At 62.4% G+C, this 25,703-nt stretch carries 29 protein-coding genes; 12 read left to right on the top strand and 17 right to left on the bottom strand.

All coding sequences use genetic code 11. The annotated features are described in order from the left end of the window. Nucleotides 1-100 precede the first annotated feature (100 nt). The gene (locus KTR60_RS26620; RefSeq protein WP_003942939.1) at nt 101-907 is read right to left on the bottom strand and encodes an alpha/beta fold hydrolase; all 807 of its coding nucleotides are present in this window, start codon (nt 905-907) and stop codon (nt 101-103) included. A 75-nt stretch (nt 908-982) separates the two neighbouring features. On the opposite strand from KTR60_RS26620, the gene KTR60_RS26615 reads away from it, so the two are divergent. After that, entirely contained in the window at nt 983-1,744 is a 762-nt protein-coding gene (locus KTR60_RS26615) for a DUF2127 domain-containing protein (protein ID WP_228401426.1), read from the top strand. Here KTR60_RS26615 and KTR60_RS26610 read toward each other — a convergent pair. Together KTR60_RS26610 and KTR60_RS26605 are read right to left on the bottom strand one after the other, a co-directional pair. Beyond that, entirely contained in the window at nt 1,728-2,867 is a 1,140-nt protein-coding gene (locus KTR60_RS26610; protein ID WP_030536077.1) for a cation:proton antiporter, read from the bottom strand. The genes KTR60_RS26615 and KTR60_RS26610 overlap by 17 nt on opposite strands. Nucleotides 2,868-2,874: 7 nt before the next feature. After that, nucleotides 2,875-3,237: a hypothetical protein gene (locus KTR60_RS26605; protein WP_042446474.1), complete on the bottom strand. Its 363-nt coding sequence runs from the start codon at nt 3,235-3,237 to the stop codon at nt 2,875-2,877. 272 nt (nt 3,238-3,509) lie between these two features. Here KTR60_RS26605 and KTR60_RS26600 point away from each other — a divergent pair, with 272 nt between their 5' ends. After that, nucleotides 3,510-3,956, top strand: coding sequence for a cupredoxin domain-containing protein (locus KTR60_RS26600; RefSeq protein WP_042446430.1), 447 nt, complete (start codon nt 3,510-3,512; stop codon nt 3,954-3,956). An 81-nt stretch (nt 3,957-4,037) separates the two neighbouring features. Then, nucleotides 4,038-5,828 (top strand): CocE/NonD family hydrolase, encoded by a 1,791-nt coding sequence (locus KTR60_RS26595; RefSeq protein ID WP_416309248.1) that lies wholly within the window; start codon nt 4,038-4,040, stop codon nt 5,826-5,828. 33 nt (nt 5,829-5,861) lie between these two features. Here the strand turns inward: KTR60_RS26595 and paaI are convergent, their stop codons facing one another. From paaI to KTR60_RS26575, 4 genes are all read right to left on the bottom strand, one after another. Beyond that, nucleotides 5,862-6,230 (bottom strand): hydroxyphenylacetyl-CoA thioesterase PaaI, encoded by a 369-nt coding sequence (gene paaI / locus KTR60_RS26590; RefSeq protein ID WP_046380079.1) that lies wholly within the window; start codon nt 6,228-6,230, stop codon nt 5,862-5,864. Nucleotides 6,231-6,296: 66 nt separating this feature from the next. After that, entirely contained in the window at nt 6,297-6,608 is a 312-nt protein-coding gene (locus KTR60_RS26585) for an EthD family reductase (protein ID WP_003943191.1), read from the bottom strand. 6 nt (nt 6,609-6,614) lie between these two features. Then, a complete protein-coding gene (paaZ, locus tag KTR60_RS26580) occupies nt 6,615-8,657 on the bottom strand; it encodes a phenylacetic acid degradation bifunctional protein PaaZ (protein WP_228401424.1) in 2,043 nt (680 codons plus the stop codon). Nucleotides 8,658-8,745: 88 nt separating this feature from the next. Next, nucleotides 8,746-9,357 (bottom strand): TetR/AcrR family transcriptional regulator, encoded by a 612-nt coding sequence (locus KTR60_RS26575; RefSeq protein ID WP_007730612.1) that lies wholly within the window; start codon nt 9,355-9,357, stop codon nt 8,746-8,748. Nucleotides 9,358-9,464: 107 nt separating this feature from the next. Here KTR60_RS26575 and KTR60_RS26570 point away from each other — a divergent pair, with 107 nt between their 5' ends. The 9 genes from KTR60_RS26570 (at nt 9,465) to paaK (ending at nt 17,132) form a co-directional block, all read left to right on the top strand. Beyond that, on the top strand, nt 9,465-10,193 hold the full coding sequence (locus KTR60_RS26570) for an enoyl-CoA hydratase/isomerase family protein (protein WP_058226874.1): 729 nt from the start codon (nt 9,465-9,467) through the stop codon (nt 10,191-10,193). Next, nucleotides 10,190-11,047, top strand: a complete 858-nt coding sequence (locus KTR60_RS26565; RefSeq protein WP_007730617.1) for a 3-hydroxyacyl-CoA dehydrogenase family protein — start codon at nt 10,190-10,192, stop codon at nt 11,045-11,047. Before KTR60_RS26570 ends, KTR60_RS26565 begins: the two co-directional genes overlap by 4 nt. 27 nt (nt 11,048-11,074) lie before the next feature. After that, nucleotides 11,075-11,860, top strand: a complete 786-nt coding sequence (locus tag KTR60_RS26560) for an enoyl-CoA hydratase/isomerase family protein (protein ID WP_058226875.1) — start codon at nt 11,075-11,077, stop codon at nt 11,858-11,860. A 92-nt stretch (nt 11,861-11,952) separates the two neighbouring features. Then, nucleotides 11,953-12,921, top strand: coding sequence for a 1,2-phenylacetyl-CoA epoxidase subunit PaaA (gene paaA, locus KTR60_RS26555; RefSeq protein WP_047269397.1), 969 nt, complete (start codon nt 11,953-11,955; stop codon nt 12,919-12,921). Next, entirely contained in the window at nt 12,918-13,235 is a 318-nt protein-coding gene (paaB, locus tag KTR60_RS26550; protein ID WP_007730622.1) for a 1,2-phenylacetyl-CoA epoxidase subunit PaaB, read from the top strand. Before paaA ends, paaB begins: the two co-directional genes overlap by 4 nt. 28 nt (nt 13,236-13,263) lie before the next feature. Continuing rightward, on the top strand, nt 13,264-14,181 hold the full coding sequence (paaC, locus tag KTR60_RS26545) for a 1,2-phenylacetyl-CoA epoxidase subunit PaaC (protein WP_042446423.1): 918 nt from the start codon (nt 13,264-13,266) through the stop codon (nt 14,179-14,181). Nucleotides 14,182-14,246: 65 nt separating this feature from the next. Then, nucleotides 14,247-14,705, top strand: coding sequence for a 1,2-phenylacetyl-CoA epoxidase subunit PaaD (gene paaD / locus KTR60_RS26540; protein ID WP_047269445.1), 459 nt, complete (start codon nt 14,247-14,249; stop codon nt 14,703-14,705). A gap of 4 nt (nt 14,706-14,709) precedes the next feature. Beyond that, the gene (gene paaE / locus KTR60_RS26535; protein WP_064687859.1) at nt 14,710-15,789 is read left to right on the top strand and encodes a 1,2-phenylacetyl-CoA epoxidase subunit PaaE; all 1,080 of its coding nucleotides are present in this window, start codon (nt 14,710-14,712) and stop codon (nt 15,787-15,789) included. A gap of 41 nt (nt 15,790-15,830) precedes the next feature. Next, complete coding sequence (paaK, locus tag KTR60_RS26530; protein ID WP_042446417.1) at nt 15,831-17,132, top strand: phenylacetate--CoA ligase PaaK; 1,302 nt, start codon at nt 15,831-15,833, stop codon at nt 17,130-17,132. Nucleotides 17,133-17,134: 2 nt separating this feature from the next. Here paaK and KTR60_RS26525 read toward each other — a convergent pair whose 3' ends face one another. The 10 genes from KTR60_RS26525 to lepB all read right to left on the bottom strand — a co-directional run bounded on the left by KTR60_RS26525 (nt 17,135) and on the right by lepB (nt 25,409). Further along, entirely contained in the window at nt 17,135-17,758 is a 624-nt protein-coding gene (locus KTR60_RS26525) for a LysE family translocator (protein WP_042446415.1), read from the bottom strand. 92 nt (nt 17,759-17,850) lie between these two features. Beyond that, nucleotides 17,851-19,044: a globin domain-containing protein gene (locus KTR60_RS26520; protein ID WP_003942968.1), complete on the bottom strand. Its 1,194-nt coding sequence runs from the start codon at nt 19,042-19,044 to the stop codon at nt 17,851-17,853. A gap of 31 nt (nt 19,045-19,075) precedes the next feature. Next, complete coding sequence (locus KTR60_RS26515) at nt 19,076-19,525, bottom strand: RrF2 family transcriptional regulator (protein WP_003943059.1); 450 nt, start codon at nt 19,523-19,525, stop codon at nt 19,076-19,078. 119 nt (nt 19,526-19,644) lie between these two features. Then, the gene (galK, locus tag KTR60_RS26510; RefSeq protein ID WP_208690148.1) at nt 19,645-20,775 is read right to left on the bottom strand and encodes a galactokinase; all 1,131 of its coding nucleotides are present in this window, start codon (nt 20,773-20,775) and stop codon (nt 19,645-19,647) included. Beyond that, the gene (gene galT / locus KTR60_RS26505; protein WP_047269402.1) at nt 20,775-21,875 is read right to left on the bottom strand and encodes a galactose-1-phosphate uridylyltransferase; all 1,101 of its coding nucleotides are present in this window, start codon (nt 21,873-21,875) and stop codon (nt 20,775-20,777) included. Before galT ends, galK begins: the two co-directional genes overlap by 1 nt. Then, nucleotides 21,872-22,498: an SMI1/KNR4 family protein gene (locus KTR60_RS26500; protein WP_042446400.1), complete on the bottom strand. Its 627-nt coding sequence runs from the start codon at nt 22,496-22,498 to the stop codon at nt 21,872-21,874. The genes galT and KTR60_RS26500 overlap by 4 nt, the downstream gene beginning before the upstream one ends. A gap of 21 nt (nt 22,499-22,519) precedes the next feature. Then, nucleotides 22,520-23,104, bottom strand: coding sequence for a TetR/AcrR family transcriptional regulator (locus tag KTR60_RS26495; protein ID WP_003943180.1), 585 nt, complete (start codon nt 23,102-23,104; stop codon nt 22,520-22,522). Continuing rightward, a complete protein-coding gene (locus tag KTR60_RS26490; protein ID WP_228401423.1) occupies nt 23,101-24,150 on the bottom strand; it encodes a saccharopine dehydrogenase family protein in 1,050 nt (349 codons plus the stop codon). Before KTR60_RS26490 ends, KTR60_RS26495 begins: the two co-directional genes overlap by 4 nt. A gap of 55 nt (nt 24,151-24,205) precedes the next feature. Next, a complete protein-coding gene (locus KTR60_RS26485; RefSeq protein ID WP_003942961.1) occupies nt 24,206-24,559 on the bottom strand; it encodes a glyoxalase superfamily protein in 354 nt (117 codons plus the stop codon). A gap of 106 nt (nt 24,560-24,665) precedes the next feature. Continuing rightward, a complete protein-coding gene (gene lepB, locus KTR60_RS26480; RefSeq protein ID WP_042446389.1) occupies nt 24,666-25,409 on the bottom strand; it encodes a signal peptidase I in 744 nt (247 codons plus the stop codon). Between the last annotated feature and the right edge of the window lie 294 nt (nt 25,410-25,703).

Raw genomic sequence — 25,703 nt, 5'->3', positions numbered from 1 at the left:
TTTCCGAACTGTAGGACGGCGATGAATGATCCGGACATGGCCGGATTGTCGAGTGGCTTCTATCTCATAGGACGCCGCGTCCAGCAGGTTGTCCAGCAGGTTACTGTGCGAAACTGCCGAGGAATCGTTGCAACAGTGGGTTGTACACCTCAGGGGCTTCCCAGAACGCTGCATGCCCCACACCGGGAATTACGTGATACGTGCCCTCCCAGAGATTCGCGAAGGTCAACGACGCGACATACGACGTGTTCACGAACGGGTCCTCGGCGCCGTCGATCACCGCGAGAGGCACAGACGCCGTTGCAACCAGAGCCTTCTGATCCGATTCGCGGCCGGCGCCGAATGCGTCGAACATGATCTTGCGAGCGCGTCCGTCCGTGCGTATCGCGGCGTCGAGGGCAGCCTGCTCGAAGGGAACGGCGGTCATTCGTGCGTAGAGTTCGGCTTCTTGCGCGGTGATGACCTCGGTGCCGCCGATGGACAATCCGTCGCCGGCATTGAAGGCGTCGCCGAGCGTCTCGGGATTTGCCGGCGGCGTACCGGTGATGACGATTCCGGTAAGCCCGGGGAATTTCGCGATCAACTCGAGAGCGATGTGTCCGCCGAGCGACCAGCCGACGACAACGGCTCTTTCGACGCCGAGTTCGGTCAGAACATCGACGATGGCGTCGGCGTAACCGTTCTGCGTGTATGCGGCTTCGGGATCGCTCGCGTCCTCGGAGTCGCCGTGGCCGAGTAGGTCCAGAGTGATCATGCGGTAGTCGCCGGCCCAGTCGGCGTCGACCTGATGACGGAAGATGGAGCGGCTGGCCGAGTTCCCGTGGATGAAGACAACCGGAAAACCGTCGGTGGCACTGTCGTCGACTGCCATGACGCCATGCCGGGTTTCGATCTTGGTGGTTGTCATCGGAATCCTCATCGTTCGAAGTGCACGGTCAGCGGGTATCCACGCTACCGGGCATATGCGGCATAGAGTTCACCCGTGGACTTCGCATTGCGCTCGTGCAGTTGGCACGGTCACGAGACCTACGCTCCGGACGAACCTGAGCTGCGGGATCGACTACATGTGGATACTGCGGTGGGTCAGGCGTGGCGGTGCCTACGTTGCGGCAACTTCGTCCCGGGAGCGCCCCGAGCATCGGGACCGGCGGACGCCGCCCCCGAGGTTCCGCGGGGGAGGCTGCTTCGCGACCGGTTGATCATGCGACTTCTTGCCACCGAGAGAATGTTCCGCGCTATGGGTTTGGTTCTTCTGGCGATCGGTGTGTTCGAACTGAGATCGTCGAAGGGTCGCGCCGAGGACGCCTTCGAGAACGAATTGCCGTTGATCAGGCCACTTGCCCGTCAATTGGGCTGGAACATCGACGATTCCAAACTGGTCCATCACATCGAGCAGGCGTTTTCGTTGTCCGCTACGACGCTCACCTGGATCGCAGTCGGGCTGTTGGTCTACGCCGGCCTTCAAGTGATCGAGGCAGTCGGCCTATGGATGGTCGAACGCTGGGGCGAGTACTTCGCGGTGGTGGCGACCAGCTTGTTCCTGCCCCTCGAAATCTACGAATTGACCGAGAAGATCACGTGGTTGAGGGCCGGGTTGCTGCTGGTGAACATCGCTGCCGTCGTATGGCTGATCTGGAGCAAGCGACTCTTCGGTGTCCGCGGCGGCGGCGCGGCGTATCACGCCGAACATTCGGAGGAGAGCTTGCTGACGGTGGAGAGGGCCGCGGTCAAGCAGGCTTCGTGAGACCAGCTTTCGACGCGGCAGCACCCGCCAGCGTTGCTGCACCGATCGTGATCATGGCGGCGAGGAGGATGGCTGCGGGTTCACCGTCGCCCATCACCCCCAATTGAGTGCCCACCGTAACTGCGGCAACCGGTACTCCCAGTTGTGCGGCGGACAGCACGCCGAGAGGGAGCGGGAGACCGAGGGCGCGTATCGCGGCGTGAACCACGAGAGTTGCTCCGCCCAAGACCAATCCGAGCCAGATGGCGGACGGATGGGTGACGAGGTCGCGCAGATTGATCGCCGCTCCCAACCAGACGAAGAAGAGGGGAGCGAAGAAGCCGTCGGTGATGGCGAAGAGCTGTTTGGCGAGGCGGCGGGGTTCACCGATCGCGGCAAGAACGAGCCCGAAGGCGAAGCCCGCGAGCATGATCGACACGTGAGTGCTCGACGCCAGCGCTGCCAGAGAAAAGAGGATCACCAGATTGATCCGGAGTTCGAGTGCAAACTTTCGTTTCTCCGAGAATTTGTGGAGCCTTCGCCAATGGCCGGACCGGTGGAAGGCTCGCAGTACGAAGAACAAGGCAACCGCACACGCCGCCACAGCCAGTGCGCCGACACCGGCACGAGGGGCATTGTCCGGATCGATCACCAAAGGCAGCGCAACAATGCAGACGGTGTCCGCGATCGCGACCTGGGCAGTCATCTGCAGAACCGAGGTTCCACCGAGCCCCAGCGAATCGACGATGGGGAGAATCAACGCCGCGGACGACGACGCGATCAGGACCGCGTACAGCGCGGCGTGACCGGTGCCGAATGCCGTCGCCGCACCGTAGCCGGCAACAACCGACAGAAGTCCGACGACAACCGAGCGAACGGCACCCTTGCCGATTGCCGCACGGACTGCCGGATCGCGGACCGGGACGTGTGAGCCGGCCACCATCATCGTGAGCGCGAATCCGATATCGGCCAGGAACGTGAAAGTCTGGTCCGAAGAGTCGAGCAGCCCGAAACCGGTGACACCGAAGACGACGCCCGCGGCAAGTTCGCCGACCACCACGGGGACATGCCAGCTGACGCGAGCGCCGAGCAGCGGGCCGAGAATGCCGGCCAGCGCGACGAGGGCAAGGATGCCGAAGGTCATCGACGACCTACGAGTTAACTGTCGAGGGTGCGATCTTCGCGGGGATGGCGGTGTTCTCGTCCACGTGGTAGCTCGCACAGACACGGTGGTAGCCGTCGGCGATCTGCGCCGGTACTCCGGCGCGGAAGTCTCCCTGCACCAGCAGGATCGGCGACAGCGCGATCCCCTTGCGGATCTTCAACAGGTCGGCAGCAACGTGTGGGTTGTCGACCGGAAGCAGAGGGAGCCCAGCAGCCCGCAGGATGTCTTTGGCCTTCTTCGAGACCAGCGTCGCCGTCTTGAGGGCGTACACGAGAGCTTGGACCTGAACCGGCGTCGCGCCCAACTGGAGGTAATCGCGGGCTGCCGGGTAGTCGTGCTCGTCCGGCAGGTCCTTCCAGAGAACGGCGGGAGCCTTCTCGGCTACCTTCGGCTCTGCTGTCTTGGGAGCCTTGGGCTGCGCTGCCTTCGACGCCTTCGGCTGGGCTGCCTTCGACGTTTTGCTCTTGGCCATCTGTGCTGTTTCCTTCAGTGTCGGTCCGCGAGTGGAGCTGGTGCAGAAATCGTGCACTATCAGCGCCGCAGGCACCACATCGGAGCTGTTTGGCCCCCTAGGCGGCGGGTAATCAGCAGACTGCGGGGGAACGAGCAGGAGGCGAAGCAATGAAGCGGATTCTCGCAGTGCTCGCAGCGCTGATCCTGGCGGTGTTCGCACTGACCGCGTGCAGTGACAACAACGATTCGTCGGACAACGATTCGGCCGATCACGACGGCATGGGGATGACCAGTATGCCGATGACCAGCATGCCGACCAGTATGTCGATGCCGAGCATGCCTCTGGGTATGTCGACGCCGGGAGCGTCGTCGATGGGAATCGTGATCAGCGGTTTCGAATATTCGACGCCGGAGTCGGTGATGCCCGGACAGGTACTGACCATTCAGAACAACGACACCGTCGAGCACTCGGTCACGTCCGATACCGCGGGGTTGTTCAACGAGGACATCGAAGCGGGTGAGACGGAAACCATCACGGTGCCGAACGAGCCTGGAACGTACACGTTCCACTGCACCTACCACCCGAGCATGCACGGCACCTTGACGGTCAAGTAGAGGTCGGCTCGGTCTGGCGTGACTTTCGCGAGAAAACGTTGGCGGCACGCGCCGGATTGAGCTGGTGGAGAACAGATCCGGGTGTACGGTTTTCAGGTGCGCCGGAGAACAGCGATCAGTGTCGTCACGCTCGTGGTTTGCGCCCTCGGCTTTTCGCCGCCGGCGCTCGCGGATTCACCGAACGGCTCGTATTCGTCACAGCTGCTGTACTTCTCGGTCGATGTCGGGCCTGAACTCTCGACGCCGTGCACCGTCGTCGGTGAACTCTTTGTTCCCGATGGTGTCGACTCTGACAACCCAGCTCCCGCGATCCTGACCACCAACGGGTTCGGCGGTTCGTACAAGGACCAGATTCCTGCCCTGCAGAACTTCGCCGAGAACGGGTATGTCGGACTGACGTATTCGGGATTGGGTTTCGGCGGCACGAGTTGCAAGATCACACTCGACTCTCCCGCATACGACGGTATCGCCGCTTCCCAGTTGGTCAGCTTCCTCGGCGGCCAAGAAGGGATTGCCTTCACGGATCAGGCTCTGACGCAGCCCTATCCGGCGCTCACCACGGTGGTTCAGGACTCCGTCGATCACACCGGTGCACCGTCGACGAACGACCCGCGAGTCGGAATGACGGGTGGCTCTTACGGCGGCGGCATTCAATTCGCCGCCGCGAGTGTCGATCCCCGCATCGACACCATCATCCCCATGATCACCTGGAACGATCTCTCGTATTCCTTGGCGCCCAACAGCACGGGAATCATCTCCGGTGTGTCGACAGCGGAGCCGGGAGCAGCGAAGGTGCTCTTTGCATCGCTGCTCTTCGGCGCGGGCATCGCGAATCCCGGTGTGGACGGTTACATCGCAGATCCCGCACGGCTACCCGGCTGCCCGAACTACGTCCCTTACATGTGCAACGCGATCGCCGAGGCAGTGGTGACCGGCGACATCGGACCGCAAGTAGTGAGTGAGCTACGAGCGTCATCGGTCTCGTCGTTCGTCGACCGGATCAATATCCCGGTACTGCTTGCTCAGGGGCAACAGGACACCCTGTTCGATCTGAACGAGGCAACCGCGACTTACGACGCGCTGAAGGATCGTGGCGTCGATGCCAAGATGATCTGGCATTCGTGGGGGCACAGCCACTTGGCCGCTGCGCCGGGCGAGTTCAGCTTCTCCGCACCCGACGAGGATACCCAGTACGAGACCGGTCGCTTCATGGACTGGTTCGATCACTACCTCAAGGACGAGAACACCGAGACCGGCCCGGAATTCGCGTATTTCCGCAACTGGATCGACTACGAGGGAAACGCGGCACCGGCCTACGCGACGTCCGACACCGTCGATGTCGGGACCGCTCGCGCCTTCCATCTGTCCGCTGACGGGGGACTGCTACCGGACGGCACGCCGGTGATACCGGGTTCGAAGACGATCGTCACCGCACCGGCTGGGCTGCCGACGGGCGTAGAGCCACTCAATATCAATCCGGCCGGAAACATTCCGAATGCACAGATTCCGGGAACCGAGGCGCTCTGGACCACTGCGCCGATGACCGAGGCTATGGACGTGGTGGGAGCCCCCACTGTGACGCTGCGTGTTGCGGCGCCCGGACAGCCGGTGGTGTTCGCGAAACTCTACGACGTGGCTCCGGACGGAACTTCCTCGCTGATCAACGGACTCATCGCGCCCATACGCATCAGTGATCCGTCGCAGCCGGTGCCGGTGACGATGCCGGCGATAGTGCACCGATTCGAGCCAGGGCATTCCGTGCGTCTCGCGATCACCGGTGGCGACATCAGTTTCCGTGGGGGACTGCAAGGTATGCCGGTGACGATCTTTGCCGACGGTTCCGGCCCCCTCGAACTTCCCGTCGTGGGCTGATACACCGTGGGCTGATACACCGTGGGCTGAATTTCAGCGGGTGATGGTTCGACTGTCGCCGCGGAACTCGGCCACGACGGTGTCGCCATTGCGAACGGTCACGTCGTAGATCCCACTTCGGCCGCCTCGAGCCTTCTCGGTGGCGACCGCGGTCAAGGTGTCGCCCAGACGGGTCGGACGCAGAAATCTGATGTCCGCGCGCGCTGCAACGGCTGAATCCTCGTAGCCGTTGCAGGCGAGCGCAAACGCGGTGTCCGCGAGCAGGAAAACATAACCGCCGTGTGTGATTCCGTGACCGTTCACCATGGTTTCGCCCACGGTGACGGTCACGGTTGCGCTACCGGGCGCCAGCTCGGAAATCTCGATACCGAGTGCCTGCGATGCCTGGTCCGCGTCGAACATCTCTCTGGCGGTGATGCTTCCTGTACTCACGAGACAACTCCTGTGTGATCGGGAAATTGCAGGGGTCTAGAGGACCGAGACAACTTCCTGGACATACATGTCGACCGTGCCGGTGGCAAAGTTTGCGACATCTTTTCCAGCGGCGCCCATCTCCGGGGACTTCAGGCCGCTCTGCATCGTCTCGAGATCGGGAAACACGAGGTTGGCGACGGCATAGAAGACTGGATCGGAGCCGTCCAGCGTCGAGCACTTGCTGAACGTGAAGTCCGAGAGCCCTGGCACTGCGCTGGCGAGCGGGACGTGGATCTCGTTGTAGTACTTGTCGAAAGCCTCCGGATCGGTGGGGCGTCCGTAACACACTGCTACTCGATAGGTCATGTGCTTTCAATTCCCTTCGGGGCGAGTCTTGGCTACCAGAGTCAGGACGTCGTATGTCGCGACCGGATCGTTGTCCTGGTTCGTCACCACGGCGTCCCAACGAACCTCACCGTAGTCTGCGCTGCTGCGAGGTGTGATGGTCTTGGCTGTGAGGGTGACCGTCAGGCTGTCTTCGGCTTTGACCGGAGTCAGGAACCTGAGGCTGTCCACGCCGAAGTTCGCGAGAACCGGGCCGGGAGCCGGGTCGACGAACAGGCCCGCAGCGAGTGAGACAACAAGATAGCCGTGCGCGACGATGCCGCCGAAGAGTGGATTCGCCGCAGCGGCCACCGGATCGGTGTGAGCGTAGAAGGTGTCACCGGTGAACTCTGCAAAATGATCGATGTCTGCGAGTGTGACCTGGCGCGGACCGCCGACAACAGTGTCACCGATCTTCAACTCGGCGAGACTCTTTCGGAATGGATGTTCGGATCCGGTCGTGCGCTGCGATCCGGTGAACCAGCGCTCGCCGACTGCGGTGAGGACGTCGGGTGTGCCCTGTACGGCGGTCCGCTGCATGTGGTGCAGAACTCCGCGGATGCCACCCAGCTCCTCACCGCCGCCGGCACGGCCGGGACCGCCGTGTACGAGGACTGGAAGGGGAGAGCCGTGGCCGGTGGATTCCTTGGCGTCGTCGCGGTTCAGGACGAGCACTCTGCCGTGAAAAGCTGCGAGGCCCAGCACCAGTCGACGTGCGATGTCGGTGTCGGCAGTGACCACCGAGGCGACGAGGCTTCCCTCGCCATGGGCCGCGAGTTCGATCGCATGATCGATGCCGTCGTATCCGATGACGGTGCTGACGGGTCCGAAGGCCTCCAGCTCGTGTACCTCGTGCGCATTCTCTTCCGCCCGGAGAAGGACAGGGGAAAGGAAGGCTCCTGACTGGCCGTCGGCACCGACCACGTCGACGTTGTCCGGGTCTCCGAATACGATAGTTGCCGACTTCGTCAGACCGCGAATGGATTTCAAGACTTCGTCACGCTGTTCGATGCTGGCGAGAGCTCCCATCGTGACGCCGTCGGCATCGGGGTGTCCCACGACCACTTTGTTCAGTCGCTCGGATGCGGCATCGACAACGGCGTCGACCAGCGAGACCGGGACCAGGGCGCGCCGGATCGCCGTGCACTTCTGACCAGCCTTGACTGTCATTTCGGTGACGAGTTGTTTGACGTACAAATCGAATTCGGGCGTTCCTGGTACGGCGTCCTCGCCAAGGATCGACGCGTTGAGTGAATCGGCCTCGGCATTGAAATGGACGCCCTTGCCGACGACGTTCGGGTGAGCACGCAGCGTTGCGGCGGTGTCGGCGGATCCGGTGAATGCCACTGAGTCCTGCCCGCCGAGGTGATCGAGGAGGCCCCGTGCACTACCGGAGAGCAGTTGGACGGAACCCTCCGGGAGCAAGCCTGATTCGATGATGCGCCGGAAGACGAGTTCGGTGAGATATGCCGTGGAACTGGCAGGTTTGACGATGGACGGCACCCCCGCGATGAATGCCGGTGCCAGCTTCTCCAGGAACCCCCACACCGGGAAATTGAAGGCGTTGATCTGCACGGCGACGCCGCGACGTGATGTATAGACGTGTTGCCCGAGGAAGGTTCCGCCTTTGCCGAGAGGCTCGACGTTTCCGTCCAGAAAGACTGTGCTGTCGGGCAATTCGCGCCGAGCCTTGCTCGCGTAGCTCAGCAGGGTCCCGAATCCGCCGTCGATGTCCACCCCGGAATCTCGCGTCGTCGCACCGGTGGCAGTGGAGAGTGTGTAGAACTCGGCTTTTCCTGCCATCAACGTGAGGGCGAGAGCCTTGAGCGCGCCGGCACGTTCGTGGAAGGTCATCGCGGACAGCGCAGGCCCGCCGACCTCGCGGGCGTACGTAACCATCTCGGCGAGGTCGATGCCGGTTGCGGAGATCCGGGCCACCTCCGATCCGTCCACTGCGCTCGGCAACGGGGTACCTGCGTCCGGTGCGGCGTACCACTGACCGGCCACATAGCTTTCCAACAGTCTGCTCACGACAACTCCATCTCACCGTACGTTCGGTCGGTAATTACGATCGCCCGGTAACGCCGCGTTGTCAAGGATTCGGCAGAACTGCCTGGAGTCAGGCCTTGCGAAGTCCGTCGAAAGTGACGGCGACGACCGCGTCGGCGATGTCGGAGACGGACTCACCCGCTCGGGGTTTGTACCACTCGATCAGTGAGTTGACGGTGCCGAACATCAGCTTGCTGGCGAGGGCTGGTTCGATGTCCGGGCGCAAGTCTCCCTCCGCTGCGGCGGACGCGACGAGACCTCCGACGAAGTTGTCGAATTCGCGTCGACGAGCTAGCGCGGCGCGCTCGACCGTCGTGTTGCCGCGGACGCGCAGGAGCAGGGTGACGTATGGAAGCTCTGCGACCAGCACCTCTACGCTGCGCCGGACCAGGTATTCGAGCCGGTCGATGTACGGACCGGTGGTGGCGCCCTCTTCGGTCGTGACCGCAAACAGGGCGTTGAGTGCACGCGAAAGGGCGAGTTCGAGAAGTTCTGACTTTCCGGACACATGGTGGTAGATCGAGGACTTCGTGATGCCGAGTTTCTTGGCGAGCACCTCCATGCTGGCGCCGTCGTAGCCCTTGTCGTTGAACACCTTCACGGCCACGGCCAGGAGCGAATCGAGGTCGTAGCCGGGACGTCCGGGGAGGCCGGTGCGTCGAGTGGGGCGTGCCGTAGTCATGTCCCCATCTTCTCAGTTCGGGCAAAGCTGTGCACCATCCTCGTTCTCACCCTTGCCAAACGACCGAATGTTCGGTTACTAATGGAGAAGAGCGAGAAGGAGCGAATGTGAACACCCTGCACGTGGACGAGCGCGAGGATCGCGTCGTGGTCACCCTCGACAGGCCCGCGCAACGCAATGCGATCAACGCGGAAATGATCGACGAACTGCATCAGGTTTGTGGACGCCTCGAACGGGATCCGAAGCTGCTCCTGCTTGCCGGGCGCGGAGACCACTTCGCGGGCGGCGCTGACATCGCGGAGCTCCGAGCGCGCGGACGAGAGGAAGCGTTTGCGGGTATCAACCGGACCCTGTTCGACCGTATCGGAAAGCTCCCGCTGCCCACCGTGGCCGCCGTGAGCGGCTATGCGCTCGGCGGCGGGGCAGAGTTGACCTACGCCTGTGACATTCGCGTCGCGACAACGACGGCGGTCTTCGGTAATCCCGAGCCCAATCTCGGCATAATGGCAGCCGCCGGCGCCAGCTATCGATTGCCGAAGCTCGTCGGCGTCTCGATCGCGAAGCAGATGCTCCTCGGTGCCAGGAACCTCGACGCCGAGCAGGCGCTACGAGCGGGCCTGGTTGTCGAGGTAACCGAACCGAACTGCCACGTCGACGCAGCGCATCGGCTGCTCGACCGCATTTCCCGACTGTCCCCGCTGGCACTGCGATTGACCAAGATCATCGTCGATGCGCCGGGATCGCATCCGTTTGCCGACGACATCGCCCAGGCCGTCCTGTTCGAGAGTTCGGACAAGCGCGATCGCATGACGGCCTTCCTGGAGAAGAAATCATGACTGAAGCAGTTGCACCGAAGACCGTCGGAGTCATCGGCGGTGGACGCATGGGTGCGGGTATCGCCCAGGTGTTCGCCAGTCTCGGCGGGGCGGTCACCATCGCGGAGAGTGGCGACACCGCGGCCGCGTTGCAGCGTGTTTCCGCCGGCCTCGACAGAGCTCACGAGCGAGGGAAACTCGACGACCAGGACCCCGCGACGGTGCTGGCGCGCGTGAGCACCGTGGACGCAGTGACCTCGTTGCCACCGTCGCTCGACCTGATCGTCGAGGCGGTCCCGGAAATTGCGGCCCTCAAGGTCGAGGTGCTCGCCGCTGCGGAAACCGTTGCCGGAGAAAGCACCGTGATCGCCAGTAACACCAGTTCCATGTCGATCGCCGAACTCGGCGCAGCGCTGACGGATCCGGGCCGGTTCATCGGTATGCACTTCTTCAATCCAGTCCCGGCGTCGCTGTTGGTCGAGATCGTCCGGGCGCCTCAGACCCGCCCCGAGGTTGTCGACTCGGTACGAGCATGGGTGTCGATGCTCGGCAAAGCCGAGGTGCTCGTCAACGACTCACCTGGTTTTGCAACCAGCCGGCTTGGTGTCGGTCTCGGGCTCGAAGCCATCCGCATGCTCGAAGAGGGTGTGGCGGACGCGGAATCGATCGACCGAGCAATGGAATTGGGGTATCGGCATCCGATGGGCCCGCTGCGTTCGACAGATCTGGTCGGGTTGGATGTGCGCCTGGCGATCGCCGAACACCTCGCGAGCACGCTCGGTGATCGATTTGCACCTCCAGCACTGCTGCGAGAGAAGGTGGCTCGCGGCGAGTTGGGGCGCAAGACGGGACAGGGTTTTCACACATGGAGCTGAACCGAACTGCCTGCGAAAGGAACATCGATGACTGACGTGATTCGCTTGGAGATCGAGCGAGGTTTGGCGACAATCACTCTCGACCGACCCAAGGCCGCCAATGCCGTCAACGGCGAAATGAAGTCTCAGCTGCTCGAAGCGTTGCTGCAGGTCCACACGGACGCAGAGGTTCGAGCGGTGTTGATTCTCGCCGAAGGCAAGAACTTCTGCGTCGGTCAGGATCTGGGCGAGCACGCTGCAGCGTTGGATGCTGATCCGGCGCACGCGATGGATACCGTCGAGGCGCACTACAACCCCATCGTCACGGCGCTGTCGACGCTCTCTGTCCCGGTCGTGGTGGGTATCGGCGGTGCCTGCGTCGGGGCCGGGTTGGGAATCGCGTTGGCCGGAGACATCCGTGTCGTGGGGGCTCGCGCGAGCTTTGCGACGGCATTCACCGGCATCGGTCTGGCCAGTGACTCCGGGCTCAGTCATGCGCTCGTGCACGCGCTCGGACCTAGCCGCGCCAGTGGCCTGATGTTGCTCGGCGACAAGTTCGACGCGCAGAGCGCGCTGGAGTGGGGCTTGGTTCATCGCGTGGTGGCCGACGAGGACGTCGCAGCTGAGGCTCGGGTACTCGCGCGTCGGCTTGCCGACGGACCCACCGCGGCCTTCGCCCACGTGAAATCGCTGATCCGTGCCGTTGCTCCTGGGCTTTCCCAGACGCTGGCGGCCGAGGCGAACGCACAGGTGGAGCTGGGTTCCACGGCAGATCATCGAGGCGCAGTCACGGCTTTCCTGTCGAAGCAGAAGCCGGTTTTCGGGGGCCGCTGATTTCGGGTGCGGCGAAAGATTCTCTTGTGTGCTGGGACACCTCGGTGCATACTAGTTACCAACCGATCATTCGGTAATAAAAGGTAGGTACGATGACCAACGTGGAAGCTCCACAAGACCTGCAGAACCTGTTCGACGAGACGATCGCGGCAGACCAGCGCATCGAGCCTCGCGACTGGATGCCGGACGGCTACCGCAAGACTCTGATCCGTCAGGTTGCCCAGCATGCGCACTCCGAAATCATCGGAATGCAGCCCGAGGGAAACTGGCTCACCCGTGCGCCTTCGTTGCGACGCAAGGCGATCTTGATGGCGAAGGTCCAGGACGAAGCCGGGCACGGTCTGTATCTCTACTCCGCGGCCGAGACGCTCGGTGCCGATCGTGGCGATCTGACCACCAAACTGATCGAGGGAAAGCAGAAGTACTCCTCGATCTTCAACTATCCGACGCTGACATACGCCGACGTGGGTGTGATCGGATGGCTGGTCGATGGAGCTGCTATCTGCAATCAGGTTCCGCTGTGCCGCAGCTCCTTCGGGCCGTATGCGCGCGCGATGATCCGTGTGTGCAAGGAGGAATCGTTCCATCAGCGGCAAGGCTTCGAGCTGTTGGCGACGATGATGCGCGGCACGGAAGCTCAACGGGCAATGGTGCAGGAAGCCGTCGACCGATGGTGGTGGCCCGCTCTGATGATGTTCGGACCGCCGGACGACGAATCGCCGAACACCGAGCAGTCGATGAAGTGGCGCATCAAGCGGCACACGAACGACGAACTGCGGCAACGATTCGTGGACATGTCGATACCGCAGGCCGAGATGCTCGGTGTGACCTTCCCTGATCCCGACCTGCGCTGGAACCCCGAGCGTGGCGCACACGATTTCGGCGAGCCGGACTGGAGCGAATTCATGGACGTGGTCCGCGGCAACGGAGCGGCGAGCGTCGAGCGGATCACCAATCGGAGAGCCGCACACGACAACGGGGCCTGGGTTCGCGACGCCGCGTACGCCTTTGCACAGCGCGAGAGACTCGCGCACGATCGCACGACTGGGGAAACATCATGAGCGAGAACGATCAGGTACAGCGCGATCAGGTGCGGGGCGAATGGCCTTTGTACGAGGTATTTCTGAGGGGAAAGCGCGGACTGAACCACGTGCATGTCGGATCCCTGCGCGCGGCAGACGATCAGATGGCCCTACGCCACGCGCGCGACGTCTACACCAGACGTAACGAAGGCGTGAGCATCTGGGTCGTGCCGTCAGCGAACATCGTGGCTTCGAGTCCGGCAGAAAAGGATCCGTTCTTCGCGCCGAGCGGCGACAAGGTCTACCGGCACCCGACTTTCTACGACATCCCGGACTCCGTTCCGCACATGTGAGAATCACTTCGACTTCGAGGACCAACAGATGAACGATCACGACAGTGCCTACGACGGCCTGGTCGACGGCGACGGCCACGGTCAGTGGGCGTTCGGAACCAGCTTCGACGACCCCCTCGCCGGAGTCGACACCACGGTGCCGGATGACGTCGATCTCGGTGCGCTGGCGCACTACTGCCTCATGCTCGGCGACGACGCGCTCGTCAGTTCGCAGCGCCTCGCCGAATGGTCGACGCGGGCACCGGAACTCGAAGAAGAGGTAGCTCTCGCGAATGTCGGTCTGGATCTGATCGGACAGGCCAGGCTGCTGCTGGCTCGCGCGGCAGCAGCCGATTCCACTGTCGTTCCGTTCATCTCGGACACGTCGCCGGTGCCGGCTGAAGATGCGCTTGCCTTCTTTCGTGATCAGTTCCGTTTCCGCAACGTGAGACTGGTGGAGCTCGCCAACGGCGACTTCGCGCACACGGTCGTTCGGCTGCTCGTGTTCTCGACCTGGCGGCTGGCGCTGTTCGATCGGCTCCGCACATCGCGGGACCCGGTCCTCGCGGCCGTGGCGAACAAGGGCGTCAAAGAACTGACCTACCACCGCGACTACGCGGCAAGATGGGTCGTCACGTTGGGCGCCGGCACGGCAGAATCCAAGCGTCGGACTGCCGCGGCCCTACTCGAGATCTTCCCGTTCGTGGACGAACTCTTTGTTCCCACCCAGGACGAACTCGTTTTGGCAGAAGTTGGCGTCGGAGTGGATCCGCGTACTGTTCGGCCGGAGTTCGACGCTGTTCTTGCCCAGGTCCTCCATGCAGCCGAAATGGAAGAGCCCCCTTCGCGTTTCTCCGGTTTCGTCGGCGGCCGCGGCGGGCGTGCCGGACTGCACACCGGGGCACTAGGGCTACTTCTCGCCGAAATGCAGAGCGTCGCTCGGGAGCATCCGGAAGGGGTGTGGTGACCGTGACTGCCGCTACCGTCTCTTCCGCTACTGTCTCTTCGGCGCAGGAGATCGTCGCCTCGGTGATGGATCCGGAGATGCCACTGTTGACCTTGGCCGATCTCGGCGTCATCCGATCGGTCGACGTCGAAGCGAACTTGGTCTGTGTGACAATCACTCCCACCTATTCCGGGTGTCCGGCGATGGCGACGATGCGAGACGACATCGAGCACAAGCTGACCGACGCGGGGTACGGCAGCGTCCAGATCAAGACTCAACTGTCGCCGCCTTGGAGTTCGGATTGGATCAGCGAAGAGGGGCTCGCGAAACTTCGGACGGCCGGGTACTCGGTGCCGGGGGCCGCGCCGCGTCGCACCTCCGGCCCAATCGCCTTGACCTTGACGGCCAAGCCGCGCGACATCCTGTGCCCCCAGTGCGGTTCGGCAAACACCAGACTGAGTTCGGAATTCGGTGCGACCCTGTGCAAAGCGCTCTATCGCTGCCTCGACTGCCTCGAGCCGTTCGATCACGTGAAGGAGATCTGAACAGATGAGTACTGCAACGACGAACCGGAACAAACCATTTCACCCGTTGACGGTCGCCGGTGTCGAATCACTGTGCGACGACGCAGTTGCCGTCACCTTCGACGTGCCTGCCGATATCGCCGATCAATTCGACTTCGGCGCCGGGCAGTCACTGACACTGCGGCGGATGATCGACGGCGTCGAACACCGTCGCTCCTACTCGATCTGTGCACCGGTAGGGGCGTCTCCACGGGTGGGGGTTCGCGAAGTGGCAGACGGACTCTTCTCCTCCTGGTTGGTGCGAGACGTCAAGGCCGGGGATCGAATCGACGTCCAGGGCCCTTCGGGCAATTTTGTCGCCGATCCGGCATTGGGTGGACGGCACGTTCTGATCGCGGCGGGCTCCGGAATCACGCCCATGTTGTCCATCGCTGCAACACTGCTGGTGAACCCCGAGGCCGATGTCACCCTGCTGTACGGGAACAGGCGCACCCGTTCAGTCATGTTCGCCGAAGAGATCGCCGACCTGAAGGACCGGTACGGTGCGCGCCTGGACGTTATTCATGTCCTCTCTCGCGAGCCGCGCGAGGTCGAGTTGTTCTCGGGCCGTCTCGACGCCGACCGGTTGCGTGAGATCTTCACCTCTCTCGTTCCGTGCGACCAGGTCGACGGCTTCTGGTTGTGTGGTCCGTTCGGGATGGTCAACGACGCCCAGGAAGTACTGGCCGGCTTGGGAATTGCCAAGGATCGCATCCATCACGAGCTGTTCTACGTCGACGACGTCGCTCCGCCGGTTGCAGTGCATCGTGAGCGCGGAATTGTCGGACCGAGCAGCGAGGTGACTATTACTCTCGACGGTCGATCGACCACCGCGACACTTCCGCGAGACCAGTCGATTCTCGATGCAGCGGAACAGTACCGATCGGATCTGCCCTTCGCGTGCAAGGGCGGGGTCTGTGGAACGTGTCGCGCCAAGGTCACCTGCGGTGACGTCGAGATGCGCAGGAACTACGCACTCGAAGACTACGAAGTCGACGCGGGTTTCGTACTGACCTGCCAGACCTTCCCTGTCGGTGAACAGATAACAGTCGATTTCGACGCCTGACCGCCCGCACAGCGCCCTCACTGAGCCCACCGGAGACAATCATGACCGAACTCGCCACTGCTACATCGCAAGACATCGAATTTGCCAGTCGGGACCGCATTTCGACGCTCCAACTCGAGCGGATGCAATGGTCCCTGATGCACGCGTACACCAATGTTCCGCACTACCGCAAAGCTTTCGACGACGCCGGCGTCCACCCGAGCGACTTGAAGGATCTGAGCGATCTCGCGAAGTTCCCCTTCACCACCAAAGCGGATCTACGTGAGAACTATCCGTTCAAGATGTTTGCAGTGCCCCAGGACCGGGTCTCGCGAATTCACGCGTCTTCGGGGACCACCGGTCGCCCGACGGTGGTGGGGTACACGAGCAACGACCTGAACAACTGGGCCGATCTCATCGCGCGCAGTCTCTCGGCCGGCGGCGTGCGGTCTTCGGACAAGGTTCACGTGGCTTACGGGTACGGTCTGTTCACCGGTGGATTGGGAGCACACTACGGTGCGGAGCGCTTGGGCTGCACGGTCATTCCCATGTCCGGTGGCATGACCGAGCGGCAGATTCAACTGATCGAGGACTTCGAGCCCGACGCCATCATGGTGACTCCGTCGTACATGTTGACCATCGTGGATGCGATGATCAAGAAAGGCATCGATCCCTCGAAGACCTCACTGAGGGTGGGAGTTTTCGGAGCGGAGCCGTGGACCGAACAGATGCGTACCGAGCTGGAACAGCAACTCGACATGCATGCGGTCGACATCTACGGACTCTCCGAGATCATGGGCCCGGGTGTGGCAATGGAATGTGTGGAAACCAAAGACGGGCTCCATATCTGGGAAGACCACTTCTACCCGGAGATCATCGATCCGGTCACGGGCGAAGTGCTGCCGGACGGTGAAGAAGGTGAGCTGGTTTTCACCTCTCTCACCAAGGAAGCGCTGCCCATCATTCGCTACCGAACCAGGGACCTGACCCGTCTGTTGCCCGGTACGGCGCGCTCGATGCGTCGGATGCAGAAGGTCACCGGCCGGACCGACGACATGATCATCCTGCGTGGGGTCAATCTGTTCCCCACACAGATCGAAGAGCTGATCCTGACCGTCCCCGCCCTGGCACCCCAATTCCAGTGTGTGCTGGAGCGTCCGGGCCGGATGGATACTCTGACAGTGCGCGTCGAGGCTCGCCCTGACGCGGCAATTTCCGATCATGCGGCAGCGTCTTCGGCGTTGCAGAAGCTGGTGAAGAACAAGATCGGTGTCACGGTCGAGGTGAGCGTTCTCGAACCCGGCGGACTCGAACGCTCGATCGGCAAAGCGCGTCGTCTGATCGACCAACGTCCGAAGGACTGAAACTACTCCAGGGCCATGCGGGTGGCGAAGATTCCGAGAATGCCACCAGCTAGCCATTTCTGAGCCCGCATCCACACCGGACGCGCCATGAGGAAGGTCGACACGGCTGCCGCACAGCACACGATCAACGCGTTGACGGTGACTGCGACCAGGATCTGCACGCCGCCGAGTACGAGTGCCTGTTGCCAGACCGGACCCGCAGTGGGATCGACGAACTGGGGGATCAGGGCCGCGTACATCAGCGCAATCTTGGGATTGAGCAGATTGGTGGTCAACCCCATCCCGAACAGACGGCCGCTACCGTGGCGGTCGACCTCGCCCACCTCGAAAGCGGACTTCCCACCTGGTCGGAGTGTCGACCAGGCGAGATAGGCCAGGTACAGGGCACCACCGATTTTCACCGCGGTGAACACCGTTGGTACGGCGAAGAGAACCGCCGTCAGCCCTGCACACGTGGCGGCGAGGTAGACCAGGAAACCGGTTGCGACTCCGCCGAGCGAGATCAAACCCGCCCGGCGGCCCTGGCTGATGCTGCGGGACACCAGATAGATCATGTTGGGGCCCGGTGTCAGAACCATCGCCAGGGCGATCAGCGCGACTCCCGTCATCGACGCTGACGTGATCATGTCGGTCTCCCACTACTCGATGCGTATGTTTCGTCGAGTACACAAGGGTTTGCAGTCGCGCGCCAAGGTCCAGTTCGCAGGCAGTGGTCCGCTCAGGTGTTGGCCCAGCTGTCGGGCCCGAAGACCTCGTAGTGGATATTCTGTGCCGGGACGTCCCTTTCGAGCAACGATGCGCGCATCGCCAACATGAACGGCATCGGCCCGCAAAGGAAGGCTTGGGTATCGGGCTCCACTGCAATACCTTGCAAATCCGCCCGTCCTTCGTGAACCGATCCGAACGCAACGTGCGTGCCGAGATCCTCGTACCAACGGTGCAGGGTTGCGGCGGGGATCTGGTCGACGAGTGTGCTGAGTTCTGCGCGGTGCGCGTGATCCGCAATGGATCGATCCGCATGGATGACAGATACCGAACGGTCAGCGCCGGTGTCCACGAGATGATTGAGCATCCCGATCATCGGTGTGCAACCGATTCCGGCCGACGCGAGCAGGAGCGGTGAGTTGTCGTCCGGCATGGTGAGATCGCCGAAAGGTGTGGTGACGGAGAGTTCTTGACCTTCGAATACGTTGTTGTAGAGGAAGTTCGACACTTCGCCATCGGGAGTTCCGGAGATTCGCTTGACGCTGATCCGCCAGTCTGCGCTGCTCGGTATCGAACACAGGCTGTATTGACGGATCTGGCGGGCGCCGTCGGGCAGCGTAACCCCGACCGAAAGGTACTGTCCGGGAGCGAAGGTGGGGAGTGCGCTACCGTCGAGCGACGTGAGTGTCAGTGAGACCGTGTCGGCGGACTGAAGAACTCGTTCACTGATCCTGACTGTGCGCCAGACGTCACCGGCGTCCACGCCGGCGAGTTGGTAGAGGCCACGCTCCATCGTGATGAGGGTTTCCGCCATCAGCCAGTAGACCTCGTCCCAGGCTGCTGCGACGTCGGGAGTGACTGCATCGCCGAGTATTTCGACGATCGCGGCAAAGAGGTGTTCGTGCACGATTGCGTACTGGTCGGGTGTGATTCCCAGCGACGCATGCTTGTGGGCGATACGTGAAAGTATGAGATCGACCTTGGCGCTGTCCGGCTCGAGCTGAAGCGTCGCGAATGCCGCGATGGCGCCGGCGAGAGCCTTCTGCTGTTCGCCCTGCTTCTGATTGCCGCGATTGAACAAATCGCGTTCGAGTTCAGGATGCGCGTCGAACATCCTGCGGTAGAACAGGGTTGTGATATCGCCGATGGCAGCGCCGACCACGGGAAGGGTGGCGCGAATGACCTCGGTTGACTGTGGGGAAAGCATGAGCTGCTCCGTTCGGTCGAAATTCGATTGATCAGCCTGCTTCGTCGCTCCGGGTGGTGAGGCGTAGCAGGACAGTTTTGGACGGCTGCCGGATGACGTCTTCGATCGTGACCGCGTCGAGTGAAACGAAGAACGCTTCCTGTGCTTCGCGCAAAGCGCTCCGAAGGAGGCAACCTCCGCGCAGTGGGCACGGTTTGTCGCCTTCGCAGTCGACGACTTCACCCGGGCCTTCGAGGCGTCTGGCCAGCCAGCCGATGGTGGCGGTGCGGCCGAGTTCGGTGATGGAAAGCCCACCGCCGCGGCCGCGCCTGGTTGTCACGATGCCGAGCTCACCGAGCCGTGTAACCACCTTGGTGGCATGGGAATACGACACGTTGAGCTGCTGCGCAACATCCCGAGTGCTGGGGGAGGCATCCGCGTCGAGTACGGCCAACCGCATGACGACGCGCAATCCCAGATCGGTGAACTGCGTCAGTTGCATGATCTGAACCTACATAATTCGCATCTGAGATGACTATTTATGTGAGGGGGATCTCGAGGTGCCCCAACCAGGGCGAACGGTACGTTCGGCGCCTCCAGTGCGCTGAACGTGCCGTTCGCTCAGAGACGGGCGGCCGAACCCCCGGCAACGACGCCGAGAAAGTGTGGTGCTCGCCAACCTCGCGCCGCAAAGTCGCGGCTCACCGACGCGATGACCTCCGCTCCGCTTCCTTCCGGAACCAGCGCGATGGCTGAGCCTCCGAATCCGCCGCCGGTCATCCGCGCACCGATCGCGCCGCCGCGTCGTGCTGCGGCAACGGCGACGTCGAGTTCATCGCACGAGACCTCGAAGTCGTCGCGCAACGAGGCGTGCGAGTTGTCGAACAGCTCGCCGACGTCACTGAATCTGCTGCTGCGCAGAAGCTCTGCGGTCTTCCGCGTCCTCTCGATCTCGGTCACGACGTGCCGTGCCCGCGCCCGGAGGATCGGGTCTCGCACTGTCTCGGCCTGGTCTGCTGTAGCCTCTCGCAAGCTGCCGACGCCGAGAGCTGCTGCTGCAGCGACGCATTGAGAGCGCCGCATTCCGTACTGTCCGTCTGCGAGCGAGTGTTTGACCCGGGTGTCGATGACGATCAGTTCGTACCCTGCACCGTGGAGTTCGAAAGGTATGGGTTCGGTGGATCCGTCCAGGCAGTCCAGCAGGAGCGCAGTCGAGGGCTGAGCAAAGAGGGCAATGGTTTGATCCATTCCTCCGGTCGGTGCGCCGACGCCGTCGTTCTCGGCCTGGATGCACACCTGTACCAGCTCATCGCGGGCGAAAGGTGAATCATGAAGTTCGTTGACGGCCAACGCAACCGAACAGGTGAGGGCAGCGGAGCTCGATAGCCCGGCCCCGACCGGTACCGACGAGTCGACGGCAAGATCGATTCCTTCGATCGGGAGGCCTCTGCGCGCAAGAGACCACAGAACGGCTGTGGGGTAGGCGGCCCACCCTGTGGCGATGTCGCCGAGGGGCCCGGTGTACGTCTCGGCGGATTGCCGACTGTGCACGCGGACGACCCCGTCGCTGCGCAGTGCGACGGCAACCAGTGTTCGCTGCTCGAGAGCGACCGGTAGGCACAATCCACCGTTGTAGTCCGTGTGTTCACCGATCAGGTTGACTCGACCGGGTGCCGCCCACACTCCGGTTGCCGGATAGCCGTAGGTGGCGTGAAACTGTTGGAGCACAGAATTGTTCGAGACGGTATCCACTATTTCAACTCCCGTAGACGGGCCGCGACTGCCTCGGGAACGGTGTCGTTCACCCAGGCGCCCATGGCGGACTCGGACCCGGCGAGGTATTTGAGTTTGCCCGGTGCGCGCAAGATCGAGAACAGCTGAAGATGCAGTCGGCCCAGAGGTCGGTTGATGCGGACGGGAGCTTGGTGCCAAGCCGCGATGTACGGTACCCGGTCGACGCCCGGATAGAAGCGATCGATACGGCGTAGGACATCTTGGTAGACGACCGCAAGCTCCTCGCGCTCTTGGTCGTTCAGCGAGGGGAGGTCCGGGACGTCTCGGTGCGGTGCCAGGTGAATCTCGATGGGCCATCGTGCGGCGGTCGGGACGTAGGCGCTCCAGTGATCTCCGTCGTAGATCAACCGGGCCTTGTCCTCGCGCTCGAACGCCAGAACATCGCCGAGTAGTGAGCGACCGGTGCGCTCGAAGTGTTTGTGCGCCTGCGTCAGCATCGATCGGGTGCGTGGCGTGACATACGGGTATGCGTAGATCTGTCCGTGTGGATGGGTGAGTGTCACCCCGATTTCTTCGCCGCGGTTCTCGAAGCAGAACACTTGTTCCACAAGCGGATCCGCCGACAACTCTTCGGTCCGAGAAATCCAGGCACCCACAATCGTGCGCATGCGTTCGAGTGGAAGCTCGGCGACGGACGCCGTGTGATCGCTCGAGAAGCACATCACTTCGCAGTGACCGGCCGCTGGGCGATCGCCCGCACCGTCTCCGGGACTGTCAATGTCTTCCTCGGGCGCCGCGGCAAAGCTCGGAAACCGATTCTCGAACACCGCGACGTCGTAGTCTCCGTCGGGTATCTCTGTGGGCGTGCGTGTTTCGTCGGTCGGGCACAATGGACATTCGGCGGCGGAGGGGAGATGTGTCCGTGTCATGCGATGCGAAGCCATGGTGATCCACTCCCCGGTGAGAACGTCGAATCTCATCCGAGACGAGTGGTCGAGAGCCGGCAATTCGCGGGAATCTCGCGCAGAGTGGGCGCGGGCACTGCCGGCATCGTCGAAGTAGAAGATCTGACGCCCGTCGGCGAGGGTGCGACGGGTCGGATCCTGCTTGGGTGTCATGCGTCGACTTCCCATTCCAGAACACCCTTGCTGACAACGGGTTTCCACACTCCGATCGTTGATCCTGTTTCCAGCGCTACGGCATGGGCGGCCAGCATTACCGAGATGGACGCCCAGATCGGACCGCCGTTGTCAGTGGCGTCCGAGGCATACTCGGTCACACAATGGTGGAGTGCGCCGCTGCGGGTGTCCACGAAGTAGTGGTACTCGTCCAGTCCGGCGAAGGGAACGAACGAGGGGATGAACATGGTTGCGGCAGTGCCTGCGTCGCGTTGATCGTGTCGATCCATCTCGTCCTCGGCGTAGAGGTCTGGATTCTCGTAGATCGTCTCATCCCACGTTTCGAGCAGAGTGAGACGAACTTCTGTTGCGACGTCGATGGGGTAGAAGAATTTGTCCGGGAGCACGCTGCCGAGAAAGAGGCCGGTCCGGTCGTCGTGGGTCAGGCTGCCGTTGTGGACCCGATACAGGTCGCGAAGTTCCTGGGGCCACGTGACGCCGGTCGAGGCTTCGAATTCCTCGATAACGGCGTCACCGAGTCCTGGTTGAAACGCTGCAGCCGTCACCGGTGCGTGTGTACGGCACCACGCTTCGATTCGGCTCCATTCGTTTGCAACGCTCATGGGCTTTACGATACGTCCGAGTCAGGACCCGTGAATCAGGTACTGCAGTGTGTCCACGAGCTTTCGGTCCGAAGCCTCGGACTTTCGGCCGGTGATTCCCGATCGGAGAATTGCGGAACCCTCGAGCAAGCTCACGATGGTCTGCGCTGTCGCGCCAAGTTCCGCCGCATCCAGCTCCGGTTGTGCACACGCGACTGCGCGCTCTACGTGTGCGATGTACTGGGCGTAGAAGTCTCGAAGCACGACCGCGACTTCTTGGTCCGCCGCTGCAATGGCCCATACTTCGACGTACAGACGCACCGTGGCCTGGTCGTCCTGTTCTCCGAGCAGGACTCCGATGAAGTGTTCGGATTCCTCGCGGGAAAGGCTCTGATCCGTATCGGGGACGACGGCAAGGCGATCCAGTGAGCGGGTCAATGCACGTGACATCACTGCGCGTATCAGATCTGCACGGGTGGGGTAGTAGTGCTGCAGATGTCCTACCCGCACTCCGGCCGCGGCTGCGAAATCGCGCATTGCCGAGTTGGCATTGCCCTGAGTAGTGAGGACCTGTTCTGCTGCGTCGAGAAGTGCTGCCGCACGGGCGGCGCCCTTGGAGAGGGTCATGGTCGCAATACTGCCACCCCGAAGCTCTCCAACTCGGAGACGGTGCGGCGAGGGTTCGGAAGCGATTCGGGGAAAGTGACTCCAGGCCGGGCATCGTCGGCCAAGGCTCGTCTGACGGCCAACGCGCCGCCCACCGCGGTGAGGTGAGCCTGGCCCTGCCGGTCGACGATTGTCGCGCTTGTCGTGCCGCTCGGGCCGGTGACATCGATGCGTACTTGCGCGCTCCCGCCCTTGCCCGGCGAGTACAGGAGTCCGCGTCGTAGCGGTGTGAAGCGGTCGCCGCGACCCCAATGGAACAGACCCACCTTCTTGGCGGCGAGCAGCGCAGTTGTGGATGTATTCGAACTGAAACCTATTCGAGTGCTGGCAGTTTCGGCGCCCAAGGTCATGGGGAACGTGAATTGTTCCGGAGTGTCGATTCTTCCGACCTTGGTGCGCGATCCGGGGAAGTCGACCCAGCGTGTATCCGTCAACGGGCTGACGGTGATCGGGTTTCCTTGCTGCATCACCTCGAAATCCTGCCCGAGCCGATCGATGAAGTCGACGGAGTCCAGCCCGGCAATGTCGTTGACGTCGTAGCGAATCGAGACGTCGATCGTGCTCGCGCCACCCAGTTCCTCGGCCAGCGCTGCGGCGACGATATTGGTGACTCCGCCCATCCATCCGGACGACAGGTACACCGGTGCGCTCGGCGACTTCTGACCCGCCAGAGTGGCGGCGCGAGCGACGCGGGTTGTCCAGCGGGTGATGTCCACGTACGGAATGCCGGCCTCGACGGCGGCGGACAGGACACGATCGTGGGGATCGTTGACCGTCGAAACGACCGCGCGTACGGACGCGTCGAAGGGTGTCGGGTCGAGGAGGTCCCAGCGGCGGACGGAAGCGCCGTGACGGCCGGCCAGTTCGTCGCCTCGCTCGGGGGTGCGTCCGGTGAGGAGTAGTGGGAAGTCGGGGGCGAGCAACGCTGTCAGGGCGCTGCCCACGGTTCCGTATCCGCCGGCCACGAGGATCGGGCCGTCGGCTGAATACTGCAATGAATCGGTCATGCACCTAACTCTAGGTCAAATGACCTAAAACGTCGAATGGGGTTCTTTCCGCTGCTCAGTCCCGGTGTCGCACGATGTTGACGACGTTGCCATCGGGTGCCCGGACGAGGAATCGGCGAACACCCCACTCTTCGGTCGTTATGGGGTGCACGATTTCGTAGCCGAGCCTGCGGGCCTCTTCGTAGGCGCCGTCGACGTCGTCCGTGTGGACTGAGATGACCGAGTCCTCGGCTGCAGTGGCGTCGTGCGTGACGAGCTGTACGTTCGCGCCGGTGTCGGGAGAGGTGTAGCGAGCGACCCACCCCATGTTGAACTCTTCGGTGCTCAGGCCGAGAAAGTCGGAGTAGAAGCTCTTGGCGGTTCCGACATCGGCGACTTTGAGATTGGCGGTGATGCGTCGAGCGCGCATGTGGTTCTCCTACCCTCGGTAACAGATGCGCTCGATGATCGTCCGAAAGCGGAGCCATGTCGACTGTGCCGTCCGAAGATGCGGGCCGCCTGGTTGATTCGATCTGTCACTGCGGATCGAACGAGCTCACAGTTCCCCACCGTGAGAAGGGAAGGACGATCAATTGAACCTTGCCGATGACATTGTCGATCGGCACCGTTCCACTGTGTTCGTCATCGAGATGGAAACGTGAATCCTTCGAATGGGCGCGGTTGTCGCCCATCACCCACAGGTTCCCGTCGGGAACCGTGACCGGCCCGAAATACCTTCCTTGACAAGAGGTATCGTTGCCCGGAATGCGCTTGTCGATGTACGGCTCGGTCAGCGGCTTGCCGTTCACCCGAAGCCCCTCTTCCTCGGACAGACACTGTACGGTTTGGCCACCGACCGCGACTACCCGCTTCACGAGGTCGTTTTCGTCCGGCGGGACCAAGCCGACGATGGACCCGAGTCCCTGAAACGCGCGAACAATCGAATTGTCGGATCGAATGGATTTGTACTCGTCGTTCCAGGACTCGGGTCCCTTGAACACGACCACATCCCCAGGTTGCGGATCCCCGAATCGATAGCTGATTCTGTCGACGAGGATCTTGTCTCCCGTGCAGCCGGTGCATCCGTGAAGTGTCGGTTCCATGGACTCCGACGGGATCAGAAAGATGCGTCCGACGAAGTTCTGAATGACAACACTCAGGACAAGTGCGACGACAACGAGGATCAGAATCTCACGCCACAGTGGACGTTTCCTCGGGTGATCGGCCACTGCCGATTCAGTGGAGTCGGTCGAGTCCTCGTGGGCGTCGGATTCCGTCACACTCCCGACAATAGATGGCGCAACCAGTCGTCGGCCCGATACGAATCTTCTCGGTTCGTGGGTCTGTCTGTCGGCTGACATGCTTCGGAATTGGATCACATCACGCGCGAAGATCCGGTCGAGGTCGGCAATCCGCGCAGTCCTGACCCAAACATCTCGCCGACGAATACCTTTCGAAGAAGCAGGTTGAACAACTCTCCGAGATTCAAGCGTGCAGCACGCCCGCGCCTCTGTTGATCGATTGGCACAATCTTTTGCGAGATGGGCATTCTCCCACTGAAGCGTCGGTGCGAG

This window comes from Rhodococcus sp. C1 (genome assembly GCF_020809065.1).
Lineage (GTDB): Bacteria > Actinomycetota > Actinomycetes > Mycobacteriales > Mycobacteriaceae > Rhodococcus_F > Rhodococcus_F qingshengii.
Note: the sequence above shows the minus strand (reverse complement) of the source record. Positions and strands in the feature narration are given on the sequence as shown.

Bases quoted from the DNA above. Each gene is read 5' to 3' on its own strand.
- KTR60_RS26620 (WP_003942939.1), bottom strand. From the start codon at position 907: ATGACAACCACCAAGATCGAAACCCGGCATGGCGTCATGGCAGTCGAC.
- KTR60_RS26610 (WP_030536077.1), bottom strand. From the start codon at position 2,867: ATGACCTTCGGCATCCTTGCCCTCGTCGCGCTGGCCGGCATTCTCGGC.
- KTR60_RS26600 (WP_042446430.1), top strand. From the start codon at position 3,510: ATGAAGCGGATTCTCGCAGTGCTCGCAGCGCTGATCCTGGCGGTGTTC.
- paaI (WP_046380079.1), bottom strand. From the start codon at position 6,230: ATGTTCGACGCGGACCAGGCATCGCAGGCACTCGGTATCGAGATTTCC.
- KTR60_RS26585 (WP_003943191.1), bottom strand. From the start codon at position 6,608: ATGACCTATCGAGTAGCAGTGTGTTACGGACGCCCCACCGATCCGGAG.
- KTR60_RS26575 (WP_007730612.1), bottom strand. From the start codon at position 9,357: ATGACTACGGCACGCCCCACTCGACGCACCGGCCTCCCCGGACGTCCC.
- KTR60_RS26565 (WP_007730617.1), top strand. From the start codon at position 10,190: ATGACTGAAGCAGTTGCACCGAAGACCGTCGGAGTCATCGGCGGTGGA.
- KTR60_RS26560 (WP_058226875.1), top strand. From the start codon at position 11,075: ATGACTGACGTGATTCGCTTGGAGATCGAGCGAGGTTTGGCGACAATC.
- paaA (WP_047269397.1), top strand. From the start codon at position 11,953: ATGACCAACGTGGAAGCTCCACAAGACCTGCAGAACCTGTTCGACGAG.
- paaB (WP_007730622.1), top strand. From the start codon at position 12,918: ATGAGCGAGAACGATCAGGTACAGCGCGATCAGGTGCGGGGCGAATGG.
- paaC (WP_042446423.1), top strand. From the start codon at position 13,264: ATGAACGATCACGACAGTGCCTACGACGGCCTGGTCGACGGCGACGGC.
- paaD (WP_047269445.1), top strand. From the start codon at position 14,247: ATGGATCCGGAGATGCCACTGTTGACCTTGGCCGATCTCGGCGTCATC.
- paaE (WP_064687859.1), top strand. From the start codon at position 14,710: ATGAGTACTGCAACGACGAACCGGAACAAACCATTTCACCCGTTGACG.
- paaK (WP_042446417.1), top strand. From the start codon at position 15,831: ATGACCGAACTCGCCACTGCTACATCGCAAGACATCGAATTTGCCAGT.
- KTR60_RS26525 (WP_042446415.1), bottom strand. From the start codon at position 17,758: ATGATCACGTCAGCGTCGATGACGGGAGTCGCGCTGATCGCCCTGGCG.
- KTR60_RS26520 (WP_003942968.1), bottom strand. From the start codon at position 19,044: ATGCTTTCCCCACAGTCAACCGAGGTCATTCGCGCCACCCTTCCCGTG.
- KTR60_RS26515 (WP_003943059.1), bottom strand. From the start codon at position 19,525: ATGCAACTGACGCAGTTCACCGATCTGGGATTGCGCGTCGTCATGCGG.
- galT (WP_047269402.1), bottom strand. From the start codon at position 21,875: ATGACACCCAAGCAGGATCCGACCCGTCGCACCCTCGCCGACGGGCGT.
- KTR60_RS26500 (WP_042446400.1), bottom strand. From the start codon at position 22,498: ATGAGCGTTGCAAACGAATGGAGCCGAATCGAAGCGTGGTGCCGTACA.
- KTR60_RS26495 (WP_003943180.1), bottom strand. From the start codon at position 23,104: ATGACCCTCTCCAAGGGCGCCGCCCGTGCGGCAGCACTTCTCGACGCA.
- KTR60_RS26490 (WP_228401423.1), bottom strand. From the start codon at position 24,150: ATGACCGATTCATTGCAGTATTCAGCCGACGGCCCGATCCTCGTGGCC.
- KTR60_RS26485 (WP_003942961.1), bottom strand. From the start codon at position 24,559: ATGCGCGCTCGACGCATCACCGCCAATCTCAAAGTCGCCGATGTCGGA.